The following is a 23,733-nucleotide window of genomic DNA, read 5'->3' as shown; positions in this document are numbered from 1 at the left end:
GTGGCGCTCGGGCAGGATCCCCGCCGCGTCGCCCTGCTTGGATGGTGGACACACGACGCGGCGAAGTGATCTCCATCGGTCAAGACCAAAGTATGGGTTCGTATTGCTTCTTGGCATGGTCCCTTTTGCACTGTTGTCTGGTTGCCAGCACGTAGGAAAGTCGCCAGCTGGAACCAGCATTCAGCCCTATGTGAATTGGCCAGCTACGGTCGTAGCAGAGCGTGAATTCCCGGCGGAGGAAGTCATCATTGATGAGCGCCGAAACCCGTCGAAACTCTGGCTGATGTCGTCGCCTGAGAATGGCGTAGCACAGGCCTTGGAGTTCTTCTCGGGTGAGCGCGTAGCGGCCGTCCAGGTGGATCCGATCGAATCGAACTTTCCTGCCGAAAGGCTGGATTACACCTTCGCCTACAGTTTCACCACCCCTGACGGGATTCGATACGCATCCGTTCCGGGAGTGCCGTACACCGTAGGTAACGACCGACCCGCGGTTTACGGTGGCTGGAAGGATCGAAAGGGCGGGGGGCATGAGGTCGTGCTGGGTGACTCACTGTTCGAGCGCAAGACGGTGATCGGGCCTCACGGAATTCCCAAGGAGGTCGATACACCGATCGACGTGCGACTTCTGTTCGGTGGGAAATCCATCTGCGAGACAACCGCCTATGTTGCTCGCACGCAGGCTCCCTTACAGGGGGAAGCCGAGCCAGGGTTCGTGCCGATCACGAAAATCATTGCCGACTACAACAGCCAGAAAGAATGCTGGGACACCCTCCCGACACTCGCGGTGGACCTTCGTGACAACACGATCCTCATCGCCATCGGTGACAAGGTGATCCGGTTGAGCAGCAAAGACTTGTCGCCTATCGGGCCCATGGGAAGCGTCCGCATCATCGACGTCAGGGAGTAGAGACAGAACACGCCAGGAGGCACAAGCGTGAACGCACAACTCCAACCAACAACACTTACAGAGAGTGAGCTCAGGGCCACGATCTATTTTGCGGTTGGCGTAGCTTCTGAAGGTAGCTTGCGCGGTCGCAATGTCGCCTATGATCTGGCATTCGCCGGCTACATCCACCGGGAAGGGGATACGGCACGAGGAGAGCCTCGCGAGGCCGGTGTGTTTCGAGAGGGGCAGCTTGAGCCGATCTACAACAGTGGCTATTCCATCGGCACACTGCAAACCGATTTCGGTCAGCAGCGCAACGATACGAATCGCAACGCCGATCAGTTGCTCGACGCTTACCAGGCTTGGGCACAAGGGAATGCGCACCAGCGGCCCAACCTGACACTGACCCAGGCCGAGTACAACATGGCCAGCGCTGCATTACGGCGCCAGGGCAACGAGATTCGAGGTGACCGGCAGACCGTCGCCGACAATGGGTATGACGTACCGGCAGGTATCAAGACCCGCCTGAATGAGTTTCTTCGCTCGGACGACGGCACTACCTTTGTCCACAACCAAGATGTCCGGCAGGTCAATCATCTGCTCCGGGACGGCGGTTCGATTCGTGAGCTGGAAGGCACTTCGCTATATCGGAACGCCACGTCCGACGATCAGATCCGCATGGCCACACTTATCTCCAAGCTTGAGAACCAGGACGGGCGGCGGAACTGGCCGGGAATTGTCCAGCGAATCGAGACTGGAACCATCGACTCGGTGGATGACCTGAAAGCTGCAGTTCCACGGCATCTTCAAGGTGATCGCGACAACGCGTTGCGCGGTGCAGAACTAGTGATCTCATTGCGTGGTTCCGAAGCGAACAACCCACTCCATGCTGCGTGGCAGAGCGTACTGGCAGACCCGCTCGTCAATCCGACGCAGCTTGGTCAGAATCCAGCGCACCCCAATCTGCCGGCAGAGTACTCAACAATCAAGAATCTGTTCCTGGTGCCAGCGCAGGGGCGTGCCTTTGTCGAAGTATTGGATGCTGGCGGTACCCGGGCGCAAGACGTCCGCTTTCAGGGGGCGCCTGCCGGTCACACCGCCGGCCTGTATGCTTCAGGCAACGACTTCCTGCAATGGAACCGAGATGGTCGTGGTCACGGGATCATCGACGGCGAGTGGCGTGAGATCGAGCGCAGTCAAGTCACTCGGACGGATCGTGACAATGGGGTGGTCGAGTTGAGCATTACGCGCGATGGCGTGGCCGTGCCCTTGTTGCATATCGACCCACGCGCTCCAGACACACGACCTCGACCCGATTTTGCTCGAGATATGCTGATGCAGCCGGATATTGAGGGTGCGTCCATCCAGAACAGGGAGCAGGAGCCAGCCCAACGAGCGGACGGACATCAGGGAATGCTTCACGAATCGCCCGCGCGTTTGGACGAGTCCTTGACAGACCGCTACCTCGCCGCCGTCATGTCTGGCGACAGTATTTCCGCCGATCGTGCCGCCGTTGAGTTTGCGAGATCTGCGGAAGGTCGGAACATGAAAGAACAAGGCGAGCAATGGCTCTCGCAGAACCAAGCTGTCGAGCAGCCGCAGTCTCACGAACGGCAGATGGCGCGCTAGCGGCGCATGTGAGAGTCCGGGGTACACGGGACTCGAAAAAGGGAGGTGTCATGGAAGACGTCAATACGAGTGCGGCAGCCACGCCAGTGGATGCCGTAAAGGCCCTGATGCTGCTGCGCGCCGAGCTGGTTCAGCGCGAGGCGCGCATGAGCGCGGCCATCGGCGATCAGGTGCAGTCGTTGCGACAGGAGGTCGCGCAGTTCCGTCGAGACATTGCGGCCATCGTGGACGGAGCCGGCAACCGCATTGCGCTGGATGCGAAAGAGGCCGTTTCGCCGGTGGCCACGGAGTACGGTCGCGCGGTATCCGTGGCATCCGCACAACTGCGTAATGCCGGCAGGACGGTATGGGTGTGGCTCGGCACTGCTGGGGCCATCCTGCTGATGGTGCTTCTCGTCGGTTGGGCATTGCTTGGCTACTACCGACGCGAGCTGACCACCACGAAGGAAGAACTCCAGCGGTACGAAGACGCGGTGCCTGTCGTGCAGGCCTTCTACGCCTCGGATGCCGTCATCTGCGGGGGCGTCATCTGCATTAATGGCGATCCGAGTGGGGCGCGTGCGGGCGACAAGGGGCAGTATCGCGCGGCCAAACCCCGGCAGCGGCCTTAGCGCGGTTGAAGCCTGCGGTGCGCTGCGCCGTGTATGCGGCCATGGCTACACGGAATGCCTCGCCGACGACTCCCGCCTACGGTCCTGGCAGGACGCGCACGACGAACCTGTCGCGGCCACCCAGCTTCGCTTCGTAGAGTGCCTCGTCGCTCGCCTGTATCAGGTGCTTGGGTGATTCGGTGACGGACAGCGACACCACAACGCCGCCGCTGATCGAAAGACGTCCCGTCGGCGAGTCCTCGTGCGGGATTGCCAGACCCGCCACGGCATCAAGGAACCTGTCCATGGTCACCGTGGGATCCGCGGTGCCGGCGAGCACGAACGCGAATTCCTCGCCCCCGTAGCGTGCCACCAGGTCGGTTCGCCGCGCCACGCCCTGGAGGGCCTTCGCGATCCGCTTGAGCGCAGCGTCGCCAGCCAGATGGCCGTACCGGTCGTTGAACTGCTTGAACCGATCGACATCGATCATTCCCACGCAGAGCGGCTGGGCCGTCTCGTTGGCGTGCACCCAGACCCGCGCGAGTTCGCTGTCCAGATGGCGGCGGTTGGAGATGCCGGTCAGCGGATCCTCCAGCACCTTCCTGGCCAGCGAGGTCTTCTCTTCCTCGAGCGCACGATTCGCATCCCGGAGCGCCAACTCGCCGCGCCATGCATCGGTGATATCGGCGACGAACCCCACGGCGCGAACGGCACGACCCTCCTTTTGTTCCAGGTACGCCAGCGACCTCACCCACCGGATATCCCCGTTGGGGCGGACGACACGGAACGTGATGGAGTAGTCGAGGTCCTCGGCGAGCAGATCCGAGGCGGTCCTGCCTACGTCTGTCGCGCGGTCGACGTCTTCCGGATGGATCAGCGGACGAAACTCGGCGATGGTCTGGATCGTATCGCTCGGGTCCCGTCCCATGATGCGATACCAGGACGCGTCGCAATGAAGCCGGTCACCAGCGATGTCGTAGTCCCAGATCCCCAGACCACCGACCTTGGCGGCCATCGCGAGACGCCCCTCATTCTCCCGCAGTGTCTGTACCGCGCGGTGCTCCGCGGTGACTTCCCGGGAAACGCACAGGACCGATCGCGTTCCGCCGTCCTCGTCCAGCACGGGTGTCAGCAGGTTGTCCCAGAACTGCTCGCCCATCGCGTCGGAAACGCTGCGGCCGGGGAACCGGCTGGTCCTGCCCGCCGTGGCATCGGCCAGCGACGCTTCCGCGCTCGCCCGGATTTCTTCGGGAAGGAGGGACGACCAGCGCTTGCCGACACTTTCTTCGGCCGATACGCCCAGCGCCAGGCAACCGGCCCTGTTGATGTGGAGGAGGCATCCGTCCGGGGCGATGAGCTTGATGCAATCCACGCTGACGTCGAGCATCTTCGCCTGGAGGGAGGCTTCATCGTTGAGCCGCGTTTCCCGCCGTTTGAGTGCGCCGATGTCCGTTGCGTAGCAGAGCCAGCGAACGGCCTCGCCCGATGCCACGAGCCGCTTGCCGAGCTGGTGCCAGCGCATCGCGCCGGAGGCGTGGGCAAGCGGGCATTCGAGAGCGGGCGCCTCTCCTTCGCATGGCATGCGTGTCAGCCATGCGCGCAGTGCGTCCAGGTGGGACGCCGGCACGAGACGGTCCCACGCCATCCCGCCCGCGGTTTCGTCCAGTGCGGCGAAGTCCCGCCACGTCCGGCCAAGTCCGATGATCCCGCCGTCCTCGGTCGTGATGGCGGCGGGGATGCCGAGCGTATCCAGGGCCGCCAGCAGCGCGTCCGGCCCCATGTCCTGCCTGTCTGTGGAATCTGACATCGCCCTGCTTCAAGCGGCCTTGCTGGTGGCGACTCTAGCGGCGCGTTCGGCCCGCGGAAAAGACTTATCGCGCCTGTCCCCGATGTGCTATCAATGGGTGTCAGCGGATAGGCGCGCGAGGATCACCGGGGAGCTGGCTGTGGGCTACGTACGAGGGCTTTTACCTGTTGTGCTCGCCGCCATGCTCGGTGCCACGGGATGCTCCGGGCAATCGAGCACGCCGCCCACGCCGCCCACGCCTCCGCCGTCGGGCGCATCGCAGGCGGCACAGCCTCCGCAGGAGAAAAACCTCTTCAGGATCTACGACGAGTTCGTCGCCTCGAAGGCGGTCGCAGCAGCCTGTGGCGTGTCCACGCCCGAGCTGAGCGAGGCACACGACGCGAACTTCCGGAAGGTCGCTCATGCCGTCAGGATCGAACTGGTGCAGAAGCATGGAGCACCTGCGTCCGATCTCGAAGCGTTCTTCATTGGGCATGATGAAATCATCCGCACCAGGACCCTGGACGTGCTGAAATCCCATCCATGCAGCACGCCGGCGGCCAACGCGGTGATCGAGCGCTACAGGCGCCAATCGGAATGGCAGTTGCCGACGGGCGGTTGACGGGTCGGACGAGGGGCTGCAAGCGACCGTACTCTGGGCCCGTTCTGCGATGCGGGGGAATGCCAAGTGGGAATGCACGTGCCGTTGCCCGAGTTCACCGCTGACCTCGATCTCTCCGCGCTGCCAGGAACGACGATAGATGCCCATGCTCAGGACGACGGCTACTGGCATCTGTTTGTCGCCTTGCGTACTGCCGCAGGTGCGCCGTTCGTGTTCACGACCGAGGGGCGCCCGGCCGGTTTCCGGTTTGAGGTCTTTCCGATCGGCGTGAGTCGTGCGGAAAAAGTGGCGTGCTCCTGGCGAGAGCTGAATCGCCCTTTCCTCATACAGCAAGCGACCCCTCTCTGGAGAGTCGAATGGACCGAGCAGGGAGCACAGGGGCCGACGATAGGCTCTGAGCCCTACACCCATTTCGCAGGGCGGGGACCCGCCTCTCCACAGGCGGCGGCGCGCGCACGCGTCCTGGCAGGCGTGTTGCTTGGAGGCGAGTGTGGCAAGCGCATCGTCGTGGCGGCATCGGATTCCGCCCCGCTCAATGTCGACATCTTTCTGTACGCCGATGCTGAAAGGGCGCTGGAGCGCTTCGAGCCCGTGTAGCGCGCAGGTTGGCTCCAACCCGAGGAGGCGGCGTGTTTTCCGCCAGAATCAAGGTCAGGGTACGTTTCCGACTCGCGCGGCGGTCTGGTAGACCCGGGCTATCCCGCATGGATTGATGTCCAGGCCAATCCCTTGCTTGACAAGGCATGTCCGCGTTCGCGGGCCCGCCTGACGATCAGGTGAATAGTGAACAGCCGTTGAGAGCGGTGCTCTGACCCCTGTTTCCAAGGTGCGCTAGAATCCGCGCCCGCACGCCGGCCCTGCGCAACGCAGGCGTCAGGCCTTTGCCGCCCAGCAGGACATCTTTGAAACCGAACCATCTTCAACTGAAAGCAGACTGGCGCTTCGATGAGAGCGGTCAGCGGCGGCACTATGTCGTCGAGCCGTGGCTCGATGGCCGCCGGGTAGGCCGTGCCCATGGCTGGTTCGAACCCGGCGCCAGCTTTGTGCTGGAGAAGATCGAAATCGATTCGAGACAGCGCTCACGTGGCTACGGAAGCATCGTGGTCGAGCGGTTGCGGCAGAAGGCACGCGACAAGGGGTGCCGGGAACTTGTGGTCAACAATGTGCGCTCCAGCAATCACAGGGCTATCTCGCTCTACGAGGGCATGGGTGCAAAGGCCGTCCCGACGTCGGCAAGCCTCTGCGCCTACGTCATCTCGCCGCCGTAGGCATCCGAGGTGCCCGGATTCCGATCCGGGTGCCGGCCGCCACGGGCAAGGGGGCGGCGAGGAGTCGCTCCGACCCTTCAACGACAAGGCCCGCATCCGCGGGCCCTGTCTTTCTTACGCTGCCAAAAACCGAGTTGCCGCTACGTTTCTCCCTGCCTTCGCCAGATCCCGGATCGAAGGCAGGGGTCTGAGTACATATCCTTCCGAGTGCCTCTGCCCTCAATCGACGGAATCCTCCGGTGCCGCGCGATAGGTCTCCAGCTTCTTCTCGATGCTCGCACGCATGTCCGGCGTGATCTGACGCACGCCATCCGTCAGGCGCAAGGCTTGCGTCTGCGCCTCGATCGCTTGCTGCCGGTTGCCACGGGCATGCTCCAGGGCGGCGATGTTCAGCCAGTTGAGCACGCCGCCGTAGCCGGCGGGATCGGCGCGCAGTCCGCGCTGCAGGTAGGACATCGCAACCGCCTGCGCGTGCGGCGAGGCCTTCGGATGGCGCGCGATGACGCTGCCGAGACTGCCGGCGATGACCTCGGCCCGGTCCTCGAATTCACCGCCTTTCAACGCGTCGAGTTCCTGTTCCGCGAAGGCGAGGGCGCCGGCCTCGTCGAGGTGCAGCATGGCGCCGAGCCGGGTGTACGCGGTGCGCAGCCGGTAGTCCGGGTGCGCGGCGATGACGGCATCCGCGGCGGCCAGGGTCGCCGCATGATCGCCGCGCGCCTGCGCCGCATCCATGTCGGCGAGGATCTCGCGGTCGCGCAGGTACTCCGCGATCTGGGCCGATGTTTCCGCATGCAGCTTGCGTGACCGATCGAGATCCACGCCATCGCGCAGGGCATCGGCCAACGCCTGTTCGAAGGGATAGGAATTGCCGTCATCGATGGCGATGCCGATCCATGCCACGCGCCCATCGCGCCCGATGATGAACGCGGTCGGGATGGCGTACATCCCGGCGCCACGCATCCAGCGGGTGAACAGCGGCGTGGTCTCCGGCGCATCCATGGCGACCGAGTACGCGAAGCTCTCGGGGCGTTCGGCGACGAAGCGCGACACCGCGTCGACCGTGGCGGTGCCGCGCTCGGATTCGCGCACGTTCACCCCGATGATGGTCAGCGCCGGGCCGTGTTGGCGCGCCATCCGCGACATCAGCGTCATCGACTCGCGGGAAGCCCCGCACCAGGTGGCGAAGAAGTTGACCACGTGGACCTGGCCGGGAGCCAGTGGCTGCACCGGCTTGTCCTTGATCCACGCCAGGGTTTCGAGCGCAGGAGGGGCGTCGCCGATGCCGAACCGTTGCGGTCCGGTGGCGGTGGCCGCGAGGGCAGGCAGGGTCACGAACAGGAAGAGGCTGACGACCAGCCGACGGCAGGCATGAGAAAGGCGCATGTGGGCTTCTCCCTTACCAGCGCTTGGCGACTTGCAGCGACACCATCCGGCCGAGCGGGCTGGCATTGGCCGGGTCGTAATGCGCACCACGCCCGCTGGACGTGATGTAGGGCGGCTGCTCGTCGAACAGGTTGACCACGTTGAGCGAGAGCGAGAGCCCATCGAGCAGGCCGCGCGCCTCGGGCGCAAAGGCATAACGGGTCACCAGGTCGACGGTGGTGTACGCACGGACGGGCCGTTCCACAAGCCCCGTGGTGTCGGTGTAGGCGTCGCTGAAGTTGACGTTGAGGCTGGTCGACAGGTCGAGGTACGTCCAGGAAAACGAACCGCGTGCCCGCCATTTCGGGGGATTGCCGAACGTGCCGACCACGTCGTAGGGCGGTGCGGTCTGGTTCAACCGGGTTTCGGTCGTGTGGATGTAGCTGGCATCGAGGCCGATGTCGAAGAAGTGATCGTTGCGGCGAAACGGGTAGCGCACGCCGAGGTCGAAGCCGCTCATGTCCACCCTCGCGGCATTCGTCCACAGATAGCTGAAGGCGGTGGTGGTCTGCGAGAGCGGATCGGGGCCGAACTCACCGAAGGTGTAGTCCATCAGCCGGACACCATCGGCGATGGCGGCGTCGACCAGTGCACGCAGCTGTTCCGGATTGTCGTAGCGCTGTACGAAGCCCTGCAATGCCGGATCCAGCAGCGCCGTCATCGTCAGTGGAGGCAGCACGATGCGGTCGGTGTAGCGGATGTCGTAGTACGTCAGCGCGATGCTCATGCCGTCGGCGAAGGCGGGCTTCCAGTCGATGCCGATACTGCGGTTGCGCGCGAGTTCCGGTGTGAGCGGCTCCGAGCCCAGCCACATCAGCACCGGCACCCACTGGTTGCCTTCCGGATCGACCGGGAAGCTGCTGATCTCGGCGCCGATCAGGCCGTTGCTGCTGAAGCGGGCTTCTTCGCCGATCGCCGGTGCGCGAAAGGAGGTGCTGTAGCTGGAGCGAACGGTCAGGCGCTCGGTCGGCGACCAGGACAGGCCGATGCGCGGGTTGTTGGTGCTGCCGAAGTCGGAGTAATCGTCATGGCGGGCCGCCAGCGACAGGTCGAGCCGGCGCACGCCGCTGCGTGCATTGCCCTCGCCGACCAGCGGGATGTGCACCTCCGCGAAGGCCGAGGTGTTGCGGCGGTCGGCTTGCTGGTTGGTGCCGTAGAGATCGATGCTGCGGTGGTAGTCCTCTTCCTTGTAGCCCATGCCGAGCGCCAGTCGCATGCTGCCGCCGGGCAGTTCCGCCACCTTGCCGGAACCCTTGAGCTCGGTGCCGCGTTGTTCCTGCGTGCGGATGTGCAGGTAGTCGTAGTCGGGGTCGCCATTGGGCCGGAATGCATTCAGGCGGCTGCGGGCTTCTTCTTCGCTGGCGAACACGTCGAGCGACATGTTCCAGTCGTTGGACAGGGCGTAGTCGAGGGTGAGCGCCGCGTTCTTCCGGATCGGGGTGATGTCGCTGTCGCTGCGCCCGACCCCACTGGTGGTGGTGGAGAAGCGGCGCGCGCGCGAGTACTGCAGATCGCCCTTCAGGGTGAGTGCGTCGCCCAGGGCCTGTTCGCCGCTGAACACCAGCGAGGCCAGCTTGTTCGAAGGCATCAGGGTCGTCGGTGCAGGGACGTTGCTCGTGAAGGCACGCTCGCTGGCCATCAGCTGGCTCTGGTGCAGGTAGTCGGCGGTCAGCAGCATGCCGCCGTTGCGCCAGCGCTGGCCCATCGTGTGCGAGACGCGGTACTCGTCGCGCCCGTCGCGCGTGGTGGCGCCATAGGAAAGGCGGGTTTCCGCGCTGTCGTAGTCGGACTTGAGGATGAAGTTGACCACGCCACCCACGGCATCGGCGCCATAGACGGCGGATGCGCCGTCGGTCAGCACTTCGATCCGCTCGATGGCATCGAGCGGGATCATCGAGATGTCGGTGAACGTACCGCCGGACGATGCCGAGATGCGGCGTCCGTTGATCAGCACCAGGGTGGCATTTGCGCCGAGGCCGCGCAGGTTCACGCCCGAGCCCGAGGTCATGTTGAAGCCGCGTTGGGAGCCCGTGCTGAAGTTGACGTCCGCCGAGGCGCCGGCGTCGCCGCCGCGGAAGTTCTGCGGCAAGGCCTGCAGCAGTTGTTCGGTGCCGGAGTAACCGCTGCGCCGGATCTCCTCGGCATCGATCACGACCACCGGCGAACCGGTGGGTGCGACGTCGCGGATGTGCGTGCCGGTGACGACCACGGCTTCCAGCGAGGCAGGATCCTGTGCGGCGGACGGGGATGGCGTGTGGGCCGGCTTCACCAGCCAGACGCCGCGGCGCCCGCGGGTGGCTTCCACACCGCTGCCTTCCAGCAGGCGATGCAGCGCGTCGTCGCTGGTGTAGTCGCCGTGGAGCGCTTGCGACCGGCGTCCGGCCAGCTGGCCGGCATCGAACGACACCTGCTGGCGCGATGCCCGTGCGAACGCCTGCAGCGCGTCCGGCAACGGTTGTGCCGGTATGTCGAAGCGGATCGGCGCGGGTTGCGCCGTGTTCGGGGTGTCGATGGCCTGCTGTGCGAATGCCGACGTACTGGGCAGCGCGAGAATGGCGGCGATGGCGAGGCAGAAACGCGTGCGGTGGAAGGAGCGCAGTGGCGTGGCAGTCATGGGGTCCCCGTGGCGATGGCGTGCAAGGTGGTGGTGGCGTCCATGGGTAAGACGCACCAGCTGCGCGATCGCGTCACTGTGTTGTCATCTTCTCCTCTGGCGTTGACGTGCCGGGGCGTTGGACGAAGACATAGCGCGGGCCTTCTTCGCGGACCGTGACCGGGAAAACGCCGGTGATGCCTTCCACGAAGGCCTCGTTGTCTCCTGCCGTGAATGTCCCGCTGATGCGCAGCGAGGCGCTGGGAACGTCGCCGGTGGCGAGCACGTGCGATCCGGCATAGCGGTTCATGCGCTCGATGGCCTGGCCGAGCGGCTCATCGTTGAACGACAGCTGCCCGCTCTCCCAGCCGCGCGTGCGCGGCGCATCGACCTCGCGGATGCGGGCGTCGGCCGCGTCGATGCCTGCGACCAGTTCCTGGCCGGGCACGAGGCGCATCTCCCGGGTGCGGTGGACGGTGGACGGAGACGGGGGCGATGCTGACGGCGGCGGGGAGGCGGCGGCATCCCGGGGCAGCACGTCGACGCTGCCTTCGTAGAGCACCACGTGCACCTGTGCCGCCAGCAGTTCGACGCTGAACTCGGTGCCGGTGGCGACCACGGTGCGATCGCCTGCGGAGACACTGAAGGGGCGTAGCGGATCACGCATGACCTGGAAGCGCGCGCGACCCTGGCGCAGCACCAGCTGGCGGCGGTCATGGTTGTAGCGCACCTCGACCTGCGTATCGGCATCCAGCGAGAGTTGCGAGCCGTCGTCCAGGCGCACGAGCTGGCGCTCGCCGAGACCGGTGCGGTAGACGTCGGGCTGCGCCTGGATCCATCCCCATCCAGCGACGGCAAGCAGCAGGCACGCCGCCACCGCCGCAAGCATCGGGCGGCGCATGCCCGCCGGGCGTCGCCAGCGACGCGACTGGCGACGTGCGTAGTGGGACAGCGCTTCCTCGCGCATGGCCATCAACGAAGGCGCCGCGGGCGAGGCATCGAAGGCCTGCCAGGTCCTGGCCACCGTATCGAAGGCGGCACGGTGGCGCGGATCCTCGTCCAGCCAGGCCTGGAAGCGGGCGAGCGCATCGCCCTGCAGGCGGCCATCGGCCAGTTGCAGGCACCAATGGCTGGCGACATCGATGGGGTCGGCGTCCATGTCGTCGATCGGGTTCATGCGTCCCCCATCCTGCGGGCAAGGTGGGCCATGGCGCGGGCCAGGTGGCGGTCGACCGTGCTGGCCGACGTCTCGAAGGCGGCGGCGATATCACGCCTGTCCAGGTGTTCCAGCCGATACAGCACGAACATGATGCGGGTGTCCTCGGGCAGTTCGCGCAGGGCCGTGGCCACGCCTTCCAGCGACTGCCGGCTGGCCGCGACGCGCGAGGGGTCGAGCAGGTCGAGATTGGCGTCTTCCTCGGCCTGCGCGGTCGCGCGGTAGTCGAAGCGCACCTTCTCGCGGCGGCTGCGATCGCGGAGCAGGTTGGCGGCCATGCGGAAGATGTAGGCCTCGCTCGAATCCATGCGGTCGGTATCCACGCTGGCCAGCCGCACGAACACCTCCTGGGTCAGGTCCTCGGCTTCGGCGTGGTGGCCGAGACGACGCAGGAAGAACGCCATCAACGCCGGGCGGAAGCGACGGTTGAGCTGCTCGAACGTGGGGTGCGAGGGCGTGGCGGACCGGCTTGGCATGGGCGCTCCTGTGGGTCGACGCAGGATAAGACGCACGAGGGCGCCAATCGCGTCATCGGATGCTCCGGCCTTGGCCCGGTGGGCATCCTTGTGCCCCGATTCCGATCCGGGTGCCGGCCGCACGGGCAAGGGGGCGGCGAGGCGTCGCTCCGGCCCTTCAACGACAAGGCCCGCATGCGCGGGCCCTGTCGTTCATGATGCTCAGCCGCTTCGCAGCGTCAAACGGCCTCGAACCGGTTCGCCGCCACGTTCTTCCGCACCTTCGCCGGATCCCAGATCCGTCCGTTCATGGCGATGTATACGCCCGACGGCAGCGACTGCACCGCGCCGATGGCGCAGCCGATGTTGAACTCGGCGTCCGAGCCGCGGAAGCGGGCCGGGCTGAGCGCGCCGGTCATCACGATGGTCTTGTCAGGGATCGACGCCAGCACATGGCCCGTCTGCACCATGCTGTCGGTGCCGTGCGTGACCAGCACATGCTTCGTCGACTGCGCCGCGATGGTCGCGCGGACCAGCTCGCGGTCCTCGTCGGTGATGTGCAGCGAATCCTTGCGCAGGATCGGGATGACCGTGAAACGGAACGTCACCCCCAGCTCGCGCAGGATCATGCCGATCTGCGGGTCGCCGATCTGGTAGTCGGATTTGTCGTCGAAGTAGATCTTGTCGATCGTGCCACCGGTGGTGACGATCAGCAGCTCGTCCATCTCAAGGCTCCTGCCGGCGCTCACGGCGCGCCAGGCGTTGTATCGGGGGAAGTCAGCTCGTAGGCCTCGCCGTAGTGCTCGCAGATCCGTTCCAGCGCGCGCGAGGGCGGGGCCACCACCTGCGAATTATCGCCGCTTTGGCGCAGGAACGTGCACACCACGCCCTCGACGGTGTCCGCGTCGCCGCTGGCGCCCACCTGCACCATCAGGTCCATGTTGTCGTACTCCAGCGGCAGCGCGTGCGGTGCATCCAGCTGCCACAGGTGGAACTCCCAGCTGCAGCAGCTGCTGCGTCCGGCCTCCACCAGCCAGCCGTCGATGACCTGCAGCTCGTAATAGCCACCGCTGAAGAAGTGCTGCAGCGTCCGCGTGGCCGGGTCGATCCGGTAGACGTTGCCCTCGCAGTTCGGTCCGGCGCCGCACATGCCGCGGACCTCGACCTCGTGCATCCCGTCCTCGTCCAGGTCGATCAGGCCTATGTTCCCCATGCTGTTGTAGACCACCTCCTGGGTGACCTCCAGCCGGTCGCACACGCGGCCACCGTCGCAAGTAAGCGTGGCGACATAGCGACGCAGCTCGGGCGACGCACATTCGGTCTGCACGGTCAGCACGCTGCCGTCGCGATTCTCCGCGCGCTCAGGTTCGCCGGGCTCGCAGACCGCGTCTTCCTGCGCCCACGCGCAGGGCGCCAGCAGGCACAACAGCAGCGCGGCGACGAAGCGCATCAGCCCTTCCTGCCGAACCGTTTGGCGAACGCCGGCCAACTGGTCGCCAGCACGATCCCAATCGACAGCACGATACCCACCCAGGCGAACTTTGCCTTCACCGGATCGGCCCACGCCACCATCACCGCATGCGAAAACCAGAACAGCGCGAACACGCCGGCCCAGAACGCCGCCGTCCGCCGCCGCGCCATCACGCCAATCATCAACAGCAACGGAGGCAGCGAGAACACCAGCAGCGCCAGCGTGTACTGGCGGTCGCCCCAGAACCATACCGCGTACAGGATGGCCAGCAGTTGCAGCAGGCCGGCGAGCAGCAGGCGCGAGCGGTCCATCAGCGCGGCTCCAGCCGGCGCGCGATGTCCGCGACGCGACGGCCGAGCGCACGCGCGAGCGCGGCTTCTTCATCGCTGGGATGCGGATCGTCCTCGCCACCGGCCACATGGCTGGCGCCGTACGGCGTGCCGCCGGTGCGCGTGGTGCTGAGCTGCGGTTCGGTGAACGGAATGCCGACGATCACGCAGCCGTGGTGGAGCAGTGGCACCTGCATCGACAGCAGGGTGGATTCCTGGCCGCCGTGCTGGGTGGCGGTGGAGGTGAACACCGCCGCCGGTTTGCCGACCAGCGTGCCGCTGGCCCATTCCGCGCCCAGGCCGTCGATGAAGTGCTTGACCGGCGCGGCCATGTTGCCGAAGCGGGTGGGGCTGCCGAGGATCAGGCCACTGCACTCGGCCAGGTCCTGTTTGTCCACGTAGGGGGCGCCATCCTCGGGTACCGGCGGTGCGGCCTGCTGCGTCACCGCCGCCACCGGTGGCACGGTGCGCAGGCGCGCGGACATGCCGTCCACTTCGCCGATGCCGCGCGCGATCTGCCGCGCCAGCCGCGCCACGGACCCGCCGCGGCTGTAGTAGAGCACCAGGATCTCGGGCATCGGGCCATCTTCATTGCGTGGAAGGCGCCTAGTATCGGCGATGTCGGACCCGTGACGCATCGGTTACCCTTCCGCCCATGGAGCCCCTGGATACGTTGAACCGCTGGACCGACCGCGTGCGCGACCGTGCGCGGATGGGCACGTTCTTCCGCTTCCTGGCCAAGCGCTTCCTCGACGACCGCCTGTTCCAGGCCGCCGGTTCGCTGGCCTATACCACCCTGTTCGCGCTCGTCCCGCTGGCGATGGTGGTATTCGGCGTGCTGTCCGCATTCCCGGTGTTCCAGGAATGGAGCGCGCAGTTGCGCGACTACATCTTCGCCAATTTCCTGCCCGGCGCGGCGGTGAGCCTGAAGGAGCGCCTGGACGGTTTCCTGGCCAACACCGGCAAGCTGACCGCAGTGGGCGTGATCGCGCTGGTGGCGTCGCTGCTGATCACGCTCAACAGCATCGAGACCACCTTCAACCGCATCTGGCGCGTGCACAGCGCACGGCCGAAGCTGTCGCGCTTCCTGGTGTACTGGACCGTGCTGACGCTGGGGGCGCTTATGGCGGCGGCCTCGCTGGCGCTGTCCGCGCGCTTCTATGCGCTGCCGGTGTTCGCGACCAGCGGCGGCAAATGGCTGCAGGCGCTGTCGCTGAGCGTGGCGCCGGTGCTGATCGAACTGGCGGCCATCGTGGTGATCTACCGCGTGGTGCCGCACCGGACCATCAAGTGGCGCTATGCGGTGGCGGGTGCGCTACTAGCGACGGTGCTGCTGGAGCTGGCGAAGTGGGGCCTCGGTCTCTATCTGGGCAGCTTCAATTCCTACCAGAAGATCTATGGCGCGGTGGCGGCCGCGCCCATCCTGCTGCTGTGGATCTTCCTGTGCTGGGTCGCGGTGCTGCTGGGCGCATCGCTGGCGTCGGGCATGGCCGCCTTCCGCTACCAGCCGGTCGCCATGCGCCTGCCGCTGGGCTACGAACTGTATGGGCTGCTGCGCATGCTCGGCCGTTTCTCGCAGGCACGCGAGCAGGGTCGCGGCCTGCACAGCGACCAGATCCTGGCGATGGAACCGATGCTGACCGATTCGCTGATCCAGCAGATGCTGGGCCAGCTGTCCGGCATCAACCTGCTGCGTCGCGACGAGGAAGGCGAATGGCTGCTGTCGCGCGATCTGGACGACCTGACCTTGTGCGATCTCTATGAAGCCTGCCAGCTGCGCATCCCGGTCGCCGAAGCGCATCTTCCGTTCCATGACGATGTGCTGGGTCGCGCCGCGCGCGCCGCGCTGGACGACCTGCGCATGCCCTTGCGCGAACTGTTGAAGAAGCGCGTCAGCGACCTGTTCGTCGAATCCAACCAGGAGCCTGCATGAAGTCCGTTTCCTCCCTGTCGCTGGCTTTCGTGCTGACGCTGGCGGCCTGCAATGCCGGCTCGGCGCCTGCCGAGGTCGCCGGTCCGGCGATCGAAGCGCACGTGCAGGCCATCGATCCCGCCGCGCAGAAGCCGGCCGATCGCACGGCGGAGATCCCCACGCTGCAGCTGAAGACGCTGGACGGTGCCGAGTACGCGCTGGCCGACCGGCGCGGCAAGTGGGTGGTGGTGAACTTCTGGGCGACCTGGTGCGCACCCTGCCTGAAGGAAATGCCCGACCTGTCCGCGCTCGACAAGGACAACGAGCATATCGAGGTGATCGGTCTCGCCTACGAGGAAATCGAAGCGGACGAACTGAAGGCGTTCCTCGCCGAACGGCCGGTCGTGTATCCGATCGCCATCCTCGACGTGTACAACCCGCCGGCCGATTTCGCCACGCCGCGCGGCCTGCCGCTCACCTATCTGATCGCGCCGGACGGCAAGGTCGCCAAGCAGTTCCTCGGCCCGGTGACCGGCAAGGAGATCGAAGCGGCCATTGCGGCTGCCGGTGGTCCGAAAGCGAAGGCCTGATGGCGGGCGCCCGCTTCCTGGTCAGCGGCAAGGTGCAGGGCGTGTTCTATCGCGCCTCGACACGCGAGCGTGCGTTGGATCTCGGCCTGTCCGGTCGTGCGACCAATCTTCCGGATGGTCGCGTGGAGGTGATCGTCGACAGTGATGCCGTGGCGCTCGATGCGCTGGAAGCGTGGTTGCGCCTAGGGCCTCCTGCCGCGCGCGTCGATGCGGTCGTGCGCGAGGCGTGGACGATGCCGGTGAACGAAGGTTTCGTCACCGGCTGACGCGCATCACCGCGGCTCGCCGGCGTCGTGCAGGCGCAGGGCGCGTGCCTGCTGTTCCTCGTCCAGCGGTGGCGGCCGTGCGACAACGGCCTGCATCGGCTCCTTCCAGCCGGGGATCTTGCGCGCGCCGGCCTGGATGCCTTTCGCGGCGAGTCCGACCAGTACCGGCACGATGCCGCCGTTCTTGCCCAACTGCTCCAGGCTGGTCGGTTCCTTCCAACTGCGCCCGAACGCCGTCGGCTCGACATCCACCGGATTCTCGAAGCGGTAGAGATCCAGCACTTCCTCCGGCTCCGGGCGCACGACCAGGGTATCCAGTGTGGTTGCGGACGCATCCTCCTGCGGCGGCGCATCCTGCGCCAGTACGGGTGCAGCGAGCAGCCACAGCGTGGCCATCAGGGGCAACCGCATCGATCAGCCGCCGGGCTGCGGCTTGATCGGCTTCAGCACGCCGTAGCGCTCCTTGTGCAGCTTGCCCTTCAGCGGCGGCAGGCCCAGCGGTTCCAGCGGCACCTGCGTGTCGGGCAGGCGGTCGAGCAGGTCACGGATCAACGTCAGCCGCCCGCTGCGCTGGTCGTTGAAGTCGACCAGCGTCCACGGCGCGTGCCTGGTGTGCGTGGCCTTGAGCATGGTCTCGCGCGCGGCGGTGTAGTCGGCGTACTTCTCGCGCGCCTTCAGGTCGATCGGCGACAGCTTCCAGCTCTTCAGCGGTTCGTCGGCGCGCTCGGCGAAGCGCTCTTCCTGCTGCGCCTGGTCCACGCACAGCCAGTACTTGAACAGCAGGATGCCGTCGTCGGTGATGCCGCGCTCGAACACCGGCGCCTGTTGCAGGAAGCGCGCGTGCTGTTCGTCGGTGCAGTAGCCCATCACCTTCTCGACGCCGGCGCGGTTGTACCAGCTGCGGTCGAACAGGACGATCTCGCCGGCCGCCGGAAGGTGCGAGATGTAACGCTGGAAATACCACTGCGTGGCTTCGCGCTCGCTCGGCTTGGGCAGTGCCACCACGCGACACTGGCGCGGATTGAGGTGCTCGGTGATCGCGCCGATCGCGCCGCCCTTGCCGGCGGTGTCGCGGCCTTCCATCACCACCACGATGCGGGCGCCGCAGTGCGAGGCCCAGCGCGCCATCGCCGCCAGTTCCAGTTGCAGCGGCTTGAGCCGGGCTTCGTAGTCCTTGCGCTTGAGCGGTTTCATCGCGGCATCCTGTGCGGTGGTGGGGAATCAGCGCTTGCGGCGGGCCTTGTGCCCGGCCATGCCGCGGGCGACTTCCAGCAATGCGCCTTGCTGGCGCGTGTTGAGCGCGCGGTAGGCGGCGAGCAGGTCGTGTTCGCCCTGCGTGCGGGCGGGGTCCAGCGTCGTGGCCAGTTCCGACAGCAGTGCGCCGGCCGGGATGCCGAAGGCACGCGCCAGTGCGGCGAGCTGGTCGCCGCCGGGCATCTTCTCGCCGGCGAGCCAGGACTTCACCGTGGCCACGCCGGCGCGCGGGATGGCGGCGGCGAGATCGGCGGCGGTCAGGCCGCTGGCCTTGGTGAGCAGACGCAGGGTGGCATCGAGGGACATCGCAGGCTCTCCTTGCTCATTCCTTCAGGCGGGGACGCAGCGTGGCCAGGTTGCACGGTCGCGTGCGCGCATCGAGTTGCGCACGGATGATCTTTTCCCACGCCGTGCGGCAGGCTGAGGTGGAACCGGGCAGGCAGAAGATGAACGTCTGGTTCGCCAGTCCGGCGAACGCGCGCGACTGCAGCGACGACGTGCCGATCTCTTCGACGCTGACATGGCGGAACAGTTCGCCGAAGCCCGGCATTTCCTTGTCGAGCAGCGGCAGCAGCGCTTCGGGCGTGGAGTCGCGCCCGGTGAAGCCGGTGCCGCCGGTCACCAGGATGCCGTCGACGGCGGGATCGGCGATCCACTGCGAGACCTGCGCGCGCAGGCGGTAACGGTCGTCGGGCAGCAGGGCGCGCTCGTGCAGCTGATGACCTTCCTGCGTGAGGGCGTCGATGAGGTAGTCGCCGGAGCGGTCTTCGGCGAGGGTGCGGCTGTCCGAAACGGTCAGCACGCAGAGGTGCAGCGGGATCAAGGCATCGGCATGGCTCATGCCGGCAGGGTAGCGCAATCGCGGGTCAGTCGAGTGGCGCGGGCGGCAGGCCCTTGCGGTGCCGGTCAGCCATGCGCCGGGCGATGCCGGCGAATCCTTCCGCGAACCGGGGCATGTCGAACAGCGGTGCGTGGGTGATCGCGGTCTGCAGGCGGGTGCGCAGGGCGGCGCGCGCATCGGCATCGCGACCCAGCCGGATGGCGGTGGCGACGAACGTCGCATCATCGGGCACGTTCATGTCACCCAGGCCGAGATGATGGTTGAGGCTGCCGGCGACGCGCGCGGCGAACGTCATGCCCGGGCAGGTCAGCACTGCACAGCCCGCCCACAGCGCATCGGACGCGGTGGTGTGTGCGTTGTACGGATGCGTGTCGAGGAACAGGTCGACGTGCCGGTAGCGCGCCACGTACTCCGCATGCGGCAGCTTGCGCATGAACACCAGTCGCGCGGGATCGATGCCGCGCGCCTGCGCGGCTGCGCGCAGGCGCTCGTCGGCCCGGCCCGGTCCGGACAACAGCCACAGCACGCTGCCGTCGACGTTCGCCAGCACATCGAGCATGCGCGACACGCTGCGTGGATTGAGCTTGTAGCTGTTGTTGAAGCAGGCGAAGACAACGCCGGTGGCGGGCAGGCCGCAGGCCTCGCGCGAAGGCGGCGTGTCGATCGAGCGGCGCGTGTCCGACGGCTGGAAGGCGCCAGGCAGATACGCGACGGTTTCGCTGTACGACGGCACCAGCGTATCGGGCAGGGCGAAGCGGTCCGCCAGCACGTAATCGATCCACGGCGCCCCGGACGTGCCGGGATAGGCCAGCCAGTTGACCTGCACGGGTGCGGGCCGCATCGCCAGCACTTCCGGCGTGCCGCCGCCGCCCCAGCCGCGCAGGTCGTACAGCACGTCGATGCGCTGGTCGCGGATGGCCTGCGCGATGCGCGCATGCGATTGTCCGGCGACGTCGTGCAGCTGCGTCGCGGCGGTCAGCCGTTGCCGGATGGGGCCGCCGTCATCGGGTGTAAGCGCGAACAGGTGCGTGGACACCGCTTCCTGCACCTGCAACGCCTCGAAGAACGCCACCGTCAGCAGGCCGGTGGGATGCGCACCGAAACCGTTGGACAGGAAGCCCAGGCGCAGCGGTGCGTCTTCTGCTGCGCGAGGTGCGAGCGGCAACGGACGGATGACGGCGGCTATCGCTTGCGCGCGCTGGCGGGCGCAGGCGAGTTGCTCGTTCGCGCTCGCGTCTTCACTGAGGAACGCGAACGGTTCGACGACGCCATGCCCCTCACGCACGGCGCGACGCACCTGCGCCGACAGCGTGTCGAGGTCGCGCCAATCGCATAGCTTGCGGCGCCAGTTGAGCAGATGGGCGGCGAACATCGGTTCGCCGGGCATCAACCGGTAGGCGTGTTCGTAAGCCTGCGCGGCGGCTTCGGCCTCGCCGGCGTCTTCCAACGCGTGTCCGAGCCACAGCGCGATGCCGGGATGCTGCGGCGCCTGCGCGGCGGCCTCGCTCAATGCCTGCGCGGCCTGTACGTGCTGGCCTGACAGCCAATGGCTGCGGCCGAGTCGCGCGAGCGCTTCGGGATGCCGTGGCCGCAGGTTCAATGCGCGCTGCGCGGCGCGAAGTCCGGCCTCGGCATCGCCGTGGTCGAGTTCGGCATCGGCCAGCATGACCCAGGCGATGAAATCCTGCGGTTGCGCACTCACGGCCTGCCGCAGGCGATCACGCTCGCTGACGGCCGGACCGACGCGGCTCATCGCAGCGGCAGGCGGAAGCGCAGCGTGCCGTCGTACGCGGTCCAGCCCATCGCGTGGTACAGCGCCTGCGCGGTCGCGTTGTCGTGGTCGGTTTCCAGTTCCAGCCGCAGCGCGCCGTCGTCGCGCGCGAAATCCGCGGCGGCGACCAGCAATGCACGGGCCACGCCGCTGCGCCGCGCTTCCGGCACTACCAGCAGGTCGTTGAGGATCCAGGTGCGGGTGGCGCTGACCGACGAGAAGGCGGGATAGAGCTGGGTGAAGCCGACGGTATCCCGCCCGATCTCCGCCAGCAGGATCACTGATTCGTTGCGCGCCATGCGCGCCTGGATGAAGTCGCGGGCCAGCGCCGGATCCGACGGCTTGCCGTAGAACACACGGTACAGGTCGAACAGCGGGGCGACAGTGTCGAGGTCGTCCGGCGTCGCTTTCCTGATCGTGGCGGTCATGCGGCCTCCGTCAGCCGTGCGAGTTCGTCGGCCAGGTGCTCGCGGCCGAGGCGGTCGATCAGTTCGTCCAGGTCGCCCTGGATGATGTTGGGCAGGTCGTACAGCGTAAGGCCCTCGACACGGTGGTCGGTGATGCGGCCCTGCGGAAAGTTGTAGGTGCGGATGCGCTGGCTGCGGTCGCCGCTGCCGACCTGCAGCTTGCGGGTCTCCGCCTGCGCGGCCTGCTGTTTGCTGCGTTCTGCGTCGAGCAGCTGCGCCTTCAGGCGCTTCATCGCCTTGTCGCGGTTGGCATGCTGGCTGCGCTCGGTCTGGCATTCCACCACCATGCCACTGGGCACGTGGGTGATGCGGATCGCCGACTCGGTCTTGTTGACGTGTTGGCCGCCGGCGCCGGAGGAGCGGAAGGTGTCGACCTTCAGGTCGGCCGGATTGATGACGATGTCGTCGACCTCGTCCACGTCCGGAATGATCGCCACCGTCGCCGCCGACGTGTGGATACGACCCTGCGATTCGGTTTCAGGCACGCGCTGCACGCGATGGGTGCCGGACTCGAACTTCAGCTTGGAATACGCGCCGCGGCCGACGACGCGCGCCACCACTTCCTTGTAGCCGCCATGTTCGCCGGGACTGTCGGATTCGATCTCGACCTTCCAGCCTCGGCGCTCGGCATAGCGGGCGTACATGCGGAACAGGTCGCCGGCGAAGATCGCGGCTTCGTCGCCGCCGGTGCCGGCGCGCACTTCGAGGAACAGGTTGCCCTCGTCGCGGTTGTCCTTCGGCAGCAGCAACAGCATCAGTTCGTCGTCCAGCTGCGCCAGGCGTTGCTGGGCAGCGGCGATCTCCTCGTCGGCCAGTTCGGCCAGCTCCGGGTCGTCGCGCATTGCCTGCGCGGCGGCGAGGTCGGCCTGCGCACGCTTCTCTTCCGCCATCGCGGTGGCCACCGGTTCCAGCTGCGAGAACTCGCGCGAGAAGGCGCGGAAGCGGTCGCTGTCGCCGATCACGCCGGGATCGGCGAGCAGGCGTTCGAGTTCTTCCCGGCGCTCGGCCAACGCTTCGAGCTTACGGCGCAGCGTCGGCGTCATCGTCTTTCTTCAGATGGGAGTAGGGCGGCTGCGCGGGGAACAGGCGGTCGGCGGCGCGCGCCAAGTCGCCGTCGCCGCTCATGGCGGCTTCGCGCAGCGCCGCGGTCGGCGGATGCAGCAGGCGGTTGGTCAGCGTGTGCGCGAGGAACTCCAGCACCTGCTCCGGTTCGCGGCCGTTGGCGAGTTGCTGGCGCGCCTTGGCCAGCACGTCCTCGCGGGTGGACTCGCCCAACGCACGCAGGCGCTTCAGCGGCTCCTGGCGGGAGCCGGCAAGCAGGCTTTCCATGAAGCGCCCGACCTGCACATCGATGATCGCTTCGGCGGCATCGGCGGCTTCACGACGCCCGCGACGGTTGTCCTCGACCGCGCGCTCCAGGTCGTCGACCGTGTAGAGGTAGGCATCGGGCAACTCGGCCACGGATGCCTCGATGTCGCGCGGCACCGCCAGGTCGAACAGCAGCATCGGCTTGTGCTTGCGCTTGGCCAGCGCGGCCGCGACCTGGGCCTGCAGCACGACGGGCTCGCGCGCCGCGGTGGCGGAGAACACCACGTCGGCTTCGGCCAGATGCCGTTCCAGGTCGGTCAGCGGCAGCGCGTAGCCGCCGTGGCGCGTGGCCAGTTCCTGCGCGTGCGCCAGCGTGCGGTTGGCGACCAGCAGCCGGCGCACCTTGCCTTCGCTCAGGTGCTTGGCGGCCAGCTCGATGGTTTCGCCGGCGCCGACCAGCAGGACGGTGGAGTCACTGAGGCGGGCGAAGGAGTTCTGCGCCAGGCGCACCGCGGTGGAGGCGACCGATACCGGGTTCGCACCGACGCGGGTATCGGTGCGCGCGCGCTTGGCGACGGCGAAGGTCTGCTGGAACAGGCGGTCCAGGCGGTTGCCGAGCGCACCGTGTTCGCGCGCCGTGGCCCAGGCGTCCTTCACCTGGCCGAGGATCTGCGGTTCGCCCAGCACCATCGAATCCAGCCCGATCGCGACCCGGAACAGATGGCGCACGGCGTCCGCATCGCGATGGCGGTAGAGGTAGCCCTCGAGGCCCTCGGCATGGGTGGCCAGCCAGCTCGCCAGCACATCGCCGTCCTCGGCCACCGCGTACAGCTCGGTGCGGTTGCAGGTCGACAGCAGGGCGGCCTCGACCACGTCGGGCAGCGCCCGCAGCGACGACAATGCGTGCGGCACCGTGCCGGCGTCGAACGCCACGCGTTCGCGCAGGTCGACCGGCGCGGTCTGGTGGTTCAATCCGAGGACCCACAACGTCATCGTTCAGGCGCTTGCAGTAAGCTGCTGGCTCATATCAGGGCCGCCATTTTACGGCCGACGTGAC

Annotated in this window: 26 protein-coding genes; 9 read left to right on the top strand and 17 right to left on the bottom strand. The window is 66.8% G+C overall.

Annotation, left to right across the window (positions count from 1 at the left end):
- Positions 1-115: 115 nt before the first annotated feature.
- From IB230_RS12140 to IB230_RS19725, 3 genes are read left to right on the top strand one after another with little or no spacing between them, the layout of a single operon-like run.
- Positions 116-907 carry a hypothetical protein gene (locus tag IB230_RS12140; protein ID WP_192272517.1) on the top strand — a complete coding sequence of 264 codons (792 nt, stop codon included), beginning with the start codon at positions 116-118 and terminating at the stop codon, positions 905-907.
- 27 nt (positions 908-934) lie between these two features.
- Positions 935-2,515: a hypothetical protein gene (locus IB230_RS12135; RefSeq protein WP_192272516.1), complete on the top strand. Its 1,581-nt coding sequence runs from the start codon at positions 935-937 to the stop codon at positions 2,513-2,515.
- 50 nt (positions 2,516-2,565) lie between these two features.
- On the top strand, positions 2,566-3,126 hold the full coding sequence (locus IB230_RS19725; RefSeq protein WP_225589502.1) for a hypothetical protein: 561 nt from the start codon (positions 2,566-2,568) through the stop codon (positions 3,124-3,126).
- A 76-nt stretch (positions 3,127-3,202) separates the two neighbouring features.
- Here the strand turns inward: IB230_RS19725 and IB230_RS12125 are convergent, their stop codons facing one another.
- Entirely contained in the window at positions 3,203-4,912 is a 1,710-nt protein-coding gene (locus IB230_RS12125; protein WP_192272515.1) for a sensor domain-containing diguanylate cyclase, read from the bottom strand.
- Between the two features lie 181 nt (positions 4,913-5,093).
- Between IB230_RS12125 and IB230_RS12120 the strand changes: the two genes are divergently transcribed.
- The 3 genes from IB230_RS12120 (at position 5,094) to IB230_RS12110 (ending at position 6,781) form a co-directional block, all read left to right on the top strand.
- The gene (locus tag IB230_RS12120; RefSeq protein WP_225589501.1) at positions 5,094-5,513 is read left to right on the top strand and encodes a hypothetical protein; all 420 of its coding nucleotides are present in this window, start codon (positions 5,094-5,096) and stop codon (positions 5,511-5,513) included.
- A gap of 78 nt (positions 5,514-5,591) precedes the next feature.
- A complete protein-coding gene (locus IB230_RS12115; RefSeq protein WP_192272512.1) occupies positions 5,592-6,110 on the top strand; it encodes a hypothetical protein in 519 nt (172 codons plus the stop codon).
- A gap of 305 nt (positions 6,111-6,415) precedes the next feature.
- Positions 6,416-6,781 carry a GNAT family N-acetyltransferase gene (locus IB230_RS12110; RefSeq protein ID WP_192272510.1) on the top strand — a complete coding sequence of 122 codons (366 nt, stop codon included), beginning with the start codon at positions 6,416-6,418 and terminating at the stop codon, positions 6,779-6,781.
- Positions 6,782-7,000: 219 nt separating this feature from the next.
- Here IB230_RS12110 and IB230_RS12105 read toward each other — a convergent pair whose 3' ends face one another.
- From IB230_RS12105 to wrbA, 8 genes are all read right to left on the bottom strand, one after another.
- Positions 7,001-8,164, bottom strand: a complete 1,164-nt coding sequence (locus IB230_RS12105) for a redoxin family protein (protein ID WP_192272507.1) — start codon at positions 8,162-8,164, stop codon at positions 7,001-7,003.
- A gap of 13 nt (positions 8,165-8,177) precedes the next feature.
- Positions 8,178-10,817 carry a TonB-dependent receptor gene (locus IB230_RS12100; protein ID WP_192272505.1) on the bottom strand — a complete coding sequence of 880 codons (2,640 nt, stop codon included), beginning with the start codon at positions 10,815-10,817 and terminating at the stop codon, positions 8,178-8,180.
- A gap of 73 nt (positions 10,818-10,890) precedes the next feature.
- Positions 10,891-11,973 carry a FecR domain-containing protein gene (locus tag IB230_RS12095; protein WP_192272503.1) on the bottom strand — a complete coding sequence of 361 codons (1,083 nt, stop codon included), beginning with the start codon at positions 11,971-11,973 and terminating at the stop codon, positions 10,891-10,893.
- Positions 11,970-12,488: a sigma-70 family RNA polymerase sigma factor gene (locus IB230_RS12090; protein ID WP_192272501.1), complete on the bottom strand. Its 519-nt coding sequence runs from the start codon at positions 12,486-12,488 to the stop codon at positions 11,970-11,972. Before IB230_RS12090 ends, IB230_RS12095 begins: the two co-directional genes overlap by 4 nt.
- A 218-nt stretch (positions 12,489-12,706) precedes the next feature.
- Positions 12,707-13,192 (bottom strand): asparaginase domain-containing protein, encoded by a 486-nt coding sequence (locus IB230_RS12085; protein WP_192272499.1) that lies wholly within the window; start codon positions 13,190-13,192, stop codon positions 12,707-12,709.
- Between the two features lie 20 nt (positions 13,193-13,212).
- Positions 13,213-13,917 carry a hypothetical protein gene (locus IB230_RS12080; RefSeq protein WP_192272497.1) on the bottom strand — a complete coding sequence of 235 codons (705 nt, stop codon included), beginning with the start codon at positions 13,915-13,917 and terminating at the stop codon, positions 13,213-13,215.
- On the bottom strand, positions 13,917-14,249 hold the full coding sequence (locus tag IB230_RS12075; protein WP_192272495.1) for a DUF2069 domain-containing protein: 333 nt from the start codon (positions 14,247-14,249) through the stop codon (positions 13,917-13,919). The genes IB230_RS12080 and IB230_RS12075 overlap by 1 nt, the downstream gene beginning before the upstream one ends.
- On the bottom strand, positions 14,249-14,845 hold the full coding sequence (gene wrbA, locus IB230_RS12070; RefSeq protein ID WP_192272493.1) for an NAD(P)H:quinone oxidoreductase: 597 nt from the start codon (positions 14,843-14,845) through the stop codon (positions 14,249-14,251). Before wrbA ends, IB230_RS12075 begins: the two co-directional genes overlap by 1 nt.
- Positions 14,846-14,922: 77 nt before the next feature.
- Here wrbA and IB230_RS12065 point away from each other — a divergent pair, with 77 nt between their 5' ends.
- From IB230_RS12065 to IB230_RS12055, 3 genes are read left to right on the top strand one after another with little or no spacing between them, the layout of a single operon-like run.
- A complete protein-coding gene (locus IB230_RS12065; RefSeq protein ID WP_192272491.1) occupies positions 14,923-16,200 on the top strand; it encodes a YihY family inner membrane protein in 1,278 nt (425 codons plus the stop codon).
- Positions 16,197-16,769, top strand: coding sequence for a TlpA disulfide reductase family protein (locus IB230_RS12060; RefSeq protein WP_192272489.1), 573 nt, complete (start codon positions 16,197-16,199; stop codon positions 16,767-16,769). Before IB230_RS12065 ends, IB230_RS12060 begins: the two co-directional genes overlap by 4 nt.
- Positions 16,769-17,035 carry an acylphosphatase gene (locus tag IB230_RS12055; protein ID WP_192272487.1) on the top strand — a complete coding sequence of 89 codons (267 nt, stop codon included), beginning with the start codon at positions 16,769-16,771 and terminating at the stop codon, positions 17,033-17,035. Before IB230_RS12060 ends, IB230_RS12055 begins: the two co-directional genes overlap by 1 nt.
- Before the next feature lie 6 nt (positions 17,036-17,041).
- On the opposite strand, the gene IB230_RS12050 is transcribed toward IB230_RS12055, so the two are convergent.
- The 8 genes from IB230_RS12050 to hemA are packed head-to-tail and all read right to left on the bottom strand — an operon-like array spanning position 17,042 to position 23,669.
- The gene (locus IB230_RS12050; RefSeq protein WP_192272485.1) at positions 17,042-17,446 is read right to left on the bottom strand and encodes a hypothetical protein; all 405 of its coding nucleotides are present in this window, start codon (positions 17,444-17,446) and stop codon (positions 17,042-17,044) included.
- A gap of 3 nt (positions 17,447-17,449) precedes the next feature.
- On the bottom strand, positions 17,450-18,229 hold the full coding sequence (gene ppk2 / locus IB230_RS12045) for a polyphosphate kinase 2 (protein ID WP_192272483.1): 780 nt from the start codon (positions 18,227-18,229) through the stop codon (positions 17,450-17,452).
- A gap of 27 nt (positions 18,230-18,256) precedes the next feature.
- Positions 18,257-18,595: a helix-turn-helix domain-containing protein gene (locus IB230_RS12040; RefSeq protein WP_192272481.1), complete on the bottom strand. Its 339-nt coding sequence runs from the start codon at positions 18,593-18,595 to the stop codon at positions 18,257-18,259.
- Positions 18,596-18,611: 16 nt separating this feature from the next.
- Positions 18,612-19,130, bottom strand: coding sequence for a molybdenum cofactor biosynthesis protein B (gene moaB, locus IB230_RS12035; protein WP_192272479.1), 519 nt, complete (start codon positions 19,128-19,130; stop codon positions 18,612-18,614).
- Between the two features lie 25 nt (positions 19,131-19,155).
- Positions 19,156-20,883 carry a tetratricopeptide repeat protein gene (locus IB230_RS12030; RefSeq protein ID WP_192272477.1) on the bottom strand — a complete coding sequence of 576 codons (1,728 nt, stop codon included), beginning with the start codon at positions 20,881-20,883 and terminating at the stop codon, positions 19,156-19,158.
- On the bottom strand, positions 20,880-21,329 hold the full coding sequence (locus IB230_RS12025) for a GNAT family N-acetyltransferase (protein WP_192272475.1): 450 nt from the start codon (positions 21,327-21,329) through the stop codon (positions 20,880-20,882). Before IB230_RS12025 ends, IB230_RS12030 begins: the two co-directional genes overlap by 4 nt.
- On the bottom strand, positions 21,326-22,411 hold the full coding sequence (gene prfA, locus IB230_RS12020; RefSeq protein WP_192272473.1) for a peptide chain release factor 1: 1,086 nt from the start codon (positions 22,409-22,411) through the stop codon (positions 21,326-21,328). The genes IB230_RS12025 and prfA overlap by 4 nt, the downstream gene beginning before the upstream one ends.
- Positions 22,389-23,669, bottom strand: a complete 1,281-nt coding sequence (hemA, locus tag IB230_RS12015) for a glutamyl-tRNA reductase (protein ID WP_192272471.1) — start codon at positions 23,667-23,669, stop codon at positions 22,389-22,391. The genes prfA and hemA overlap by 23 nt, the downstream gene beginning before the upstream one ends.
- Positions 23,670-23,733 lie beyond the last annotated feature (64 nt).

The organism is Pseudoxanthomonas sp. PXM01 (genome assembly GCF_014851815.1).
GTDB lineage: Bacteria > Pseudomonadota > Gammaproteobacteria > Xanthomonadales > Xanthomonadaceae > Pseudoxanthomonas_A.
This window is presented reverse-complemented; position numbering and strand designations above follow the sequence as displayed.

Coding starts and splice junctions, on each gene's coding strand:
- IB230_RS12140 (WP_192272517.1), top strand. CDS start 116: ATGGTCCCTTTTGCACTGTTGTCTGGTTGCCAGCACGTAGGAAAGTCG.
- IB230_RS19725 (WP_225589502.1), top strand. CDS start 2,566: ATGGAAGACGTCAATACGAGTGCGGCAGCCACGCCAGTGGATGCCGTA.
- IB230_RS12125 (WP_192272515.1), bottom strand. CDS start 4,912: ATGTCAGATTCCACAGACAGGCAGGACATGGGGCCGGACGCGCTGCTG.
- IB230_RS12120 (WP_225589501.1), top strand. CDS start 5,094: ATGCTCGGTGCCACGGGATGCTCCGGGCAATCGAGCACGCCGCCCACG.
- IB230_RS12105 (WP_192272507.1), bottom strand. CDS start 8,164: ATGCGCCTTTCTCATGCCTGCCGTCGGCTGGTCGTCAGCCTCTTCCTG.
- IB230_RS12100 (WP_192272505.1), bottom strand. CDS start 10,817: ATGACTGCCACGCCACTGCGCTCCTTCCACCGCACGCGTTTCTGCCTC.
- IB230_RS12095 (WP_192272503.1), bottom strand. CDS start 11,973: ATGAACCCGATCGACGACATGGACGCCGACCCCATCGATGTCGCCAGC.
- IB230_RS12090 (WP_192272501.1), bottom strand. CDS start 12,488: ATGCCAAGCCGGTCCGCCACGCCCTCGCACCCCACGTTCGAGCAGCTC.
- IB230_RS12085 (WP_192272499.1), bottom strand. CDS start 13,192: ATGGACGAGCTGCTGATCGTCACCACCGGTGGCACGATCGACAAGATC.
- IB230_RS12080 (WP_192272497.1), bottom strand. CDS start 13,917: ATGCGCTTCGTCGCCGCGCTGCTGTTGTGCCTGCTGGCGCCCTGCGCG.
- IB230_RS12075 (WP_192272495.1), bottom strand. CDS start 14,249: ATGGACCGCTCGCGCCTGCTGCTCGCCGGCCTGCTGCAACTGCTGGCC.
- wrbA (WP_192272493.1), bottom strand. CDS start 14,845: ATGCCCGAGATCCTGGTGCTCTACTACAGCCGCGGCGGGTCCGTGGCG.
- IB230_RS12065 (WP_192272491.1), top strand. CDS start 14,923: ATGGAGCCCCTGGATACGTTGAACCGCTGGACCGACCGCGTGCGCGAC.
- IB230_RS12060 (WP_192272489.1), top strand. CDS start 16,197: ATGAAGTCCGTTTCCTCCCTGTCGCTGGCTTTCGTGCTGACGCTGGCG.
- IB230_RS12055 (WP_192272487.1), top strand. CDS start 16,769: ATGGCGGGCGCCCGCTTCCTGGTCAGCGGCAAGGTGCAGGGCGTGTTC.
- IB230_RS12050 (WP_192272485.1), bottom strand. CDS start 17,446: ATGCGGTTGCCCCTGATGGCCACGCTGTGGCTGCTCGCTGCACCCGTA.
- ppk2 (WP_192272483.1), bottom strand. CDS start 18,229: ATGAAACCGCTCAAGCGCAAGGACTACGAAGCCCGGCTCAAGCCGCTG.
- IB230_RS12040 (WP_192272481.1), bottom strand. CDS start 18,595: ATGTCCCTCGATGCCACCCTGCGTCTGCTCACCAAGGCCAGCGGCCTG.
- moaB (WP_192272479.1), bottom strand. CDS start 19,130: ATGAGCCATGCCGATGCCTTGATCCCGCTGCACCTCTGCGTGCTGACC.
- IB230_RS12030 (WP_192272477.1), bottom strand. CDS start 20,883: ATGAGCCGCGTCGGTCCGGCCGTCAGCGAGCGTGATCGCCTGCGGCAG.
- IB230_RS12025 (WP_192272475.1), bottom strand. CDS start 21,329: ATGACCGCCACGATCAGGAAAGCGACGCCGGACGACCTCGACACTGTC.
- prfA (WP_192272473.1), bottom strand. CDS start 22,411: ATGACGCCGACGCTGCGCCGTAAGCTCGAAGCGTTGGCCGAGCGCCGG.
- hemA (WP_192272471.1), bottom strand. CDS start 23,669: ATGACGTTGTGGGTCCTCGGATTGAACCACCAGACCGCGCCGGTCGAC.